Origin of the sequence: Pyrinomonas sp., assembly GCF_040289685.1 — a bacterium.
GTDB lineage: Bacteria > Acidobacteriota > Blastocatellia > Pyrinomonadales > Pyrinomonadaceae > Pyrinomonas.
Genome location: NZ_PSLQ01000055.1, coordinates 1 through 6,070 on the forward strand (window position 1 = coordinate 1; position 6,070 = coordinate 6,070).

A 6,070-nucleotide genomic window follows, 5' to 3' on the forward strand; every position below is an offset into this window, starting at 1 on the left:
GACGCCGCGCTTCGCTGGCCACTGCTGCCACGGGCGATGCGACGAGCGACTGCAGCAGGGCGCGCGCTTCCGCCGTTTGACCTGAACGGAGCAGCGCTTCCGCCCAGCGCAGGCGGGCTCCGTCTTCGCTCCCTTGCGGATCGACTGCCAAGGCGAAGAGCCGGCGGTAGCTCTCCGCGGCCTCCTTGTACATGCCTTCGTCCATTTGCGCATCGGCGAGCGCGCGCCACGCCGCACGATCGTCGGGCGCATTGGCGACAGCCGCGAGAAAAGCGTTGATCGCTTCCCGCCGCGCGCCAGTAAGAAGCAGCGCGTTGCCCAGTCGTCTGTAGGCTTCGGCATCGTTTGGATTGAGCGCAATGGCTTCGCGCAGACGCGCGAGCGCTTCGTCGGTTCGACCGGCAGCGAGCAGCGTTTCGGCTTCGGCGACCTTGATCTGGGCCAATGCGCGCGCGTCGGCGGAAGGAGTTGGCTTCTGTTCGGCGTTTGTCGACGTTCTTTGGAGCGTGCGCAAAGCGAGCAGCCAAGCTGCGACGACCGTTGCGATCAAGCAGACGGCAAAAGCTGCAACCCACAAGAGGGGGCGGCGCGATTTGGCCGCAGGCGTCGGAGGCGGCGATGGTTCTTGCAAAGCGATGACGGGACGCGCTTCGCCCGTCGCAAAGACTGGCGGTTCGGGCGCTTCAAGCTCCGCCGTATCAAGGGGGTCGCGTGCTGACGCGACCCTTTGGCCCGGTGCGGCTTTGGGCGCGATCACCGTCTCCTCTTCGTCTTCGGGCGAGTACGGTTGAAAAAACTGCTCGATGTCGTTTGGCCCCATGCGCGCCGTTTCCGGTCCAGTGCGCACTTCTTGGTCCGGTTGCGACGTATCGAAGAAAGGAGCGGTTCCACCTGACACGGGGGCCAGGCGCGCGCCGCAGTAACGACAGAAACGCGCCTCCGGACTAGTGGTCGCTCGTTTGCATTGTGGGCAGTGGCGTATCATCGTCTCCGAGTGCGTTCCGCCGCTGGGCGCACGGCGACAAGTCGCACTGTGGTTCCAGCGATCAGATCGTGCAGAGCGCGTCCTTGTGTTTGAAACGCGGCGAGAAGAAATCCGCCGCCGAAGAGCAGCAGCGAGAGCGGATAGCCGATGAAATGGCGGAGCAAAGCCCGCCACAAACCGAGCGGTGCGCCATCGGTGCGTTGGATGACCAACCCTGTGGCCCACTTGCCGAGCGTGCGCCCCGTCAGACCAGCAGCGACGACGAAGTTGAACGCGGCGACGGTCGCTGTCAGCACGTAGCCGAAAGTCTCCAGCGTATCGCCGAAGGAGCGCGCGCCACCGCCGAAGACTTGCGCGATCAAAGTCGAGATGGCGAGCGACCCGATGACGAGCGCGTAGTCGATCAACAGCGCACCGCAGCGCAAAGCGAACGGCGCTTGTTTGCCAGCAGGCGCCGGACGATGCCGACGCTGCGGGGCGGCGCGAAACGCGGTCGGGTGCTCGGTTTGCGTCCTCATGCGATCATCCGAGAATGAAGTGGAGCGTCGTCTCTCCGAGCCTCAGCTTATCACCGTGTTCGAGCACGCGAGGTTGGCGCGGCACCAGTCGCAGGCGTTCATTGACGATGGTCCCGTTGGATGAACCGAGGTCTTCGACGAAGTAGATGTCGCCCTCGCGCCAGATGCGCGCGTGACGGCGCGAGACTTTGGTGCGCGGATCGAAGCGCGAAAGGTCGATGTCTGGAAAAATGTTCGACTGCGGATCGCTGCGCCCGACGAGATAGCTCTCTTTGTTGAGTTCAAAGGTGGCATCCAGTTCCGTTGTGCCGAGAACGATGAGTCGCGCTGTGATGTGGCTCAACGGCGGCCCGATTTGCGGTTGGCGTAATCCGCAGTGGATGCAATAGAGGTCTTCGGGCGCGATCTGATTGCCGCAGAAGCCACAATAGACGAGTTCGACTCCAACGGTTTGCGCGCTTGATGTTGGTGCCGTGCCGTAATTGACCGCGCCGACGCGCAGCTTCTCGAGATGGTTGTTGAGCACTTCGCGCATCTCCGCCGCCGAGCGATAACGATCTTCGGGTTGATACTCGACGGCGCGCATGATGATCCGTTCGATCTCTTCGGAAAGCGCTGGGTTTATCTGGCGCGGACGCGGATTTTTGGACCAGTCGAAAATGAGCAACGGTTTCTCTTGCGGGTCAGCTCCGGTGAGAAGGTGGAACATGGTCGCGCCCAAACTGTAGATGTCCGAACGGGGTTCGACCTTGCCGCCGAAGAGTTCCGGCGGCGCGTAGCCCATCGTTCCGACAGCGGTGACGCCCTTCTCTTGCGGTGCGACCCAGCGGGCGATGCCGAAATCGATCAGCATGATGCGCCCGGAAGTGCCATCGATCATGACGTTGGCCGGTTTGAGGTCGCGGTAGATGATCGGCGGTTGCCGATTGTGCAAGTAGTCGAGCACGTCGGCGATCTGCACGGCCCACTCGGTGACGGTGCTTTCATCCAAGCGGTGTTCCGGTGCCGAGCGCAAGCGCGACAGCAGATCGCCGCCTGAGATGTATTTCATCACGAGGTAGAAACGGCCCGCCGTTTGGTCGTAGAAGTAATCGTAAATGGTCGGGATCGATGGGTGTTCGAGCGAGGCGAGCAGCATCGATTCGCGTCGGAAATCGTTGATCGCTTTCTCTTGTTGCGCTTCGTCGAGTTGAGTTTGAATCATCTCTTTGACAGCGCGCGGAGCATGACCTAGGTTGCGATCTTTGGCCAGATAAACGGCGCCCATGCCGCCGCCGCCGATGCGACGGACGATCTCGTAGCGTTGGCTGAGCAACGTGCCGGGCGCGAGCGGTTTGTTGAGCGGGCGGCGTCCGCCGGTGGTCCCCAAGCGCGAATCGGCTGCTTCTTCGTCTTCGGGTTGGGTCTCTCTTCGGTTCTCGTTCATGGCGCTCGCGTTGTTCGGGGGAGAGGAGACGACCAGCGAGGGGGCACGGTTGGCCGCTGGGGAGGCTCCGTTGACGACGCGGTTGGTTCCGAGCGTCGCACCGCAGTTGCCGCAGAATTTATCTTCGGGCGCAACCAGCGCGCCGCATGCGGGGCAGTTGGCCATTTTCCCTTGATCTAACAACGTCCACCGATCATCGAACCGGTTCGAGATCAGTTGATGACGTGGAAACGCAGAAAAGTCTTGCCGACGATGATCTCATCGCCATCACGCAGCGGGACGCGCTCGCCGGGCAGCAATCGTTTGGTCCGGTTGACGTACGTGCCATTGGTCGAACCCAAATCCTCGATGAAATAGCCGCCGCTTTCGCGCCAGATACGCGCGTGGCGACGCGAGACCTTGACTTCCGGGTCATCCGCATCGAGATCGACTTCTGGAAAGATGCCGTTGTCAGCGTCCCACCGCCCGATCTGCGCCTCATCCGTCTCCAGCAAGAACTCTTTGCCCGCCGAGTGGCCGCGCTCGATGATGAGCTTGGCGTGCGCGCGCTGGAGTCCCCTTTTGCCAGCACGCGGCGTCGCCTCGACGCGCCACACTTGGCCTGTTGTTTCAGCCGATTCATCCGCGCACGGAGCCTCCTTGTGGCATAGTCGCATCCCGCATTCGTCGCAGTAGTGCGACCCATCGAGGTTTTCCGTGCCGCAGCGGGCGCAAGTGATCATACAAAAGACGAAACTTCGTGCGCTTCGGGTCAAGGTGCGAAGCGTTTTTTTTGGCCACGCTGAACGGCGCGCCAGAAGCATTCTAGCGCGAAACAATCCAGCGCGCCAACCCGTTCATTTTCTCATCGGCCAAGCGGTTTGTGATCGGTTTCGGAGATAGCGCATAATTTCTCGTGCGCGATCTGGCGCACATCAACAAGAAACGGCCCGTGCTGGCCCGACGTGCAAAAGTTTGAAACCGACGCCTCTGCTTGAACGTAAAAGCGTTATGGTTCGTCGAAATTCGACCCGCTAGACTCTTTGCGACAAGGTTGAGCCTCGCGCGGTTGATGTTCGGCGCTGGAGAGAGCACAAACGACGGAGCAGAAAAATGGCTTTGAGCCGCAAAAGAAAGATCATCATCGCCTCTTCGGCGGCGCTCGTTCTGACGATCATCATCGTCGTCAGCATCTTCGCCAGTCGGCGCGAAGAGCCCGAAGTGACGACGGCGCGCGTCGAGGTGCGCCCCGAACTGCGCTCGATCGTTACGGCTTCGGGCGAAGTGCGCCCGATTCAGTTCCTCAATCTGACGAGCGAGGTGGCTGGGCGCATCGAAGAGATCTACGTCAACGCTGGCGATTACGTGCGCAAGGGGCAGCCGTTGGTCCGGCTCGACCCGACGCAGCTTCAGGCACAAGAGCAAGCGCAGTTTGCCGCCGTGCAGGCGGCTTTGAGCGACGTGCAGAGCGCCCGCACGCAGGTCTCGGCGGCGGAGAATCAGGTGGCGCAAGCGCAGCAGAATCTTGCTGCTGCCGAAGCGGCGCTGGCGCAGGCGCGACAACAAGTCGTCACCGCACAGACGGATGTTGACCGCGCACAAGTCGATTTCAACACCGCGCAGCGCGAACTTCGGCGCGTTACCGAGCTGGTCGAAGCGGGCGTTGCTTCGCGCTCCGAATACGATGCCGCGCGCGATCGTTACGAGCAGGCGCGCGTCGCGTTACGTGCGGCGCAGGCGCGCCTGGAGCAGCAGCGCATCGCCATCGAGGAGGCCAAAGCGCGCGTCAACCAGCAGCGCATCGCCGTCCGCGACGCGCGTAACGGCGTCGAGCGCGCACGCGCCAGCGTCCGCTCAGCCGAGGCGCGCGCCGATCAAGCGCAAGCGCTGTTGCGCGGTCAGGCGAGCCAGCGCGCCAAAGCGACGCAATACTCGCCTTTGACCGGCGTGGTCGCCGATATTCAAGCGCGCGTCGGGCAATTTGCCGTTGCCGGGCTTTCGACGACGCCGTTGATGATCATCGCCGATATGTCAACGATCAACGTCGAGGTGAACGTCGACGAGACGCAGATCGCGCGCGTCGCTGTGGGCCAGCCGGCCAAGATCAAAGTGGATGCGTTCGGCGAACGTGAACTCGACGGCGTGGTGACGCAGAAGAACCCGCTCGCCGTCGGCAAATCCGACCTGCAGGGTGGGGGGATCTCTAATCGCATCAACGTGCAGGAAGCCAAAGAGTTCAAGGTCGTCATCGAACTGCGCAACCTCCCCGACGAAGTGCGCAACGCGCTGCGCCCAGGCATGAGCGCGACGGCGACGATCATCACCGAAGTGAAACAGAACGTCATCGCCGTGCCGTTGCAAGCTCTGGTCGAAAAAGCAGCGGCGACGACGCCGACGCCAGCCGCGACGCCCTCTGCTGCCAATGGGCAACAACGGCCGAAGACGGTCAAAGGCGTTTACGCGCTCGATGGCAACAAGGTCAAGTTCGTCGAAGTGACCACCGGGATTACGGGCGAAAACGAGATCGAGATCACGAGCGGATTGCAACCCGGCATGGAGATCGTTACCGGCCCGGGTCGCGTGCTGCGCGAAATCAAAGACGGCACCACCGTCAAAAAGCAGACGCGACGAGCCAATAACAGTAACTCAAACTCTAGATTGTGAACCCGGAGACTTCGATGATGAACGAAACGGCATTGACCGTCACCGACGAAGTTGCGTCCTACGGCGAACTGTTGGCGCGCGAGGGCGTGCCAGCGGCCCTGATCTCCATGCGTGACATCTGGCGCACATACCAGATGGGCGAAGAGCAAGTGCATGCGTTGCGCGGCGTATCGTTCGATGTGCAAAAGGGCGAATACGTCGCCATCATCGGGCCATCTGGATCGGGCAAATCGACGCTGATGAACATCATCGGGTGTTTAGACACGCCGACGCGCGGGCGTTACTGGATCAATGGCAAACTGGTCTCCGAGATGGACGATGACGAACTAGCGCGCATCAGGAACAAGGAAGTCGGGTTCGTCTTTCAGACCTTCAACCTGTTGCCGCGCGCTACGGCGTTGCACAACGTCGAACTGCCGCTCATCTACGCTGGCGTCCCTGCCGCCGAGCGCCACGAGCGAGCGAAGCGCGCGCTGATGTCGGTCGATCTAGCCGATC

6 protein-coding genes are annotated in these 6,070 nt (G+C 61.9%); 2 read left to right on the forward strand and 4 right to left on the reverse strand.

Annotation, left to right across the window (positions count from 1 at the left end):
- The 4 genes from C4334_RS11400 to C4334_RS11415 all read right to left on the reverse strand — a co-directional run.
- Positions 1–985: tetratricopeptide repeat protein (locus C4334_RS11400; RefSeq protein ID WP_352432212.1), on the reverse strand; the 985-nt coding region annotated here is incomplete at its 3' end.
- Positions 982–1,503 carry an RDD family protein gene (locus C4334_RS11405; RefSeq protein ID WP_352432213.1) on the reverse strand — a complete coding sequence of 174 codons (522 nt, stop codon included), beginning with the start codon at positions 1,501–1,503 and terminating at the stop codon, positions 982–984. The genes C4334_RS11405 and C4334_RS11400, both read right to left, overlap by 4 nt.
- 4 nt (positions 1,504–1,507) lie before the next feature.
- Positions 1,508–3,094, reverse strand: a complete 1,587-nt coding sequence (locus tag C4334_RS11410; protein WP_352432214.1) for a protein kinase domain-containing protein — start codon at positions 3,092–3,094, stop codon at positions 1,508–1,510.
- 47 nt (positions 3,095–3,141) lie between these two features.
- Complete coding sequence (locus tag C4334_RS11415; RefSeq protein WP_352432215.1) at positions 3,142–3,651, reverse strand: double zinc ribbon and FHA domain-containing protein; 510 nt, start codon at positions 3,649–3,651, stop codon at positions 3,142–3,144.
- Positions 3,652–4,021: 370 nt separating this feature from the next.
- On the opposite strand from C4334_RS11415, the gene C4334_RS11420 reads away from it, so the two are divergent.
- Together C4334_RS11420 and C4334_RS11425 are read left to right on the forward strand one after the other, a co-directional pair.
- Positions 4,022–5,572, forward strand: coding sequence for an efflux RND transporter periplasmic adaptor subunit (locus C4334_RS11420; protein ID WP_352432216.1), 1,551 nt, complete (start codon positions 4,022–4,024; stop codon positions 5,570–5,572).
- Positions 5,573–5,679: 107 nt separating this feature from the next.
- On the forward strand, positions 5,680–6,070 hold a 391-nt coding region (locus tag C4334_RS11425), incomplete at its 3' end, for an ABC transporter ATP-binding protein (RefSeq protein ID WP_352432231.1).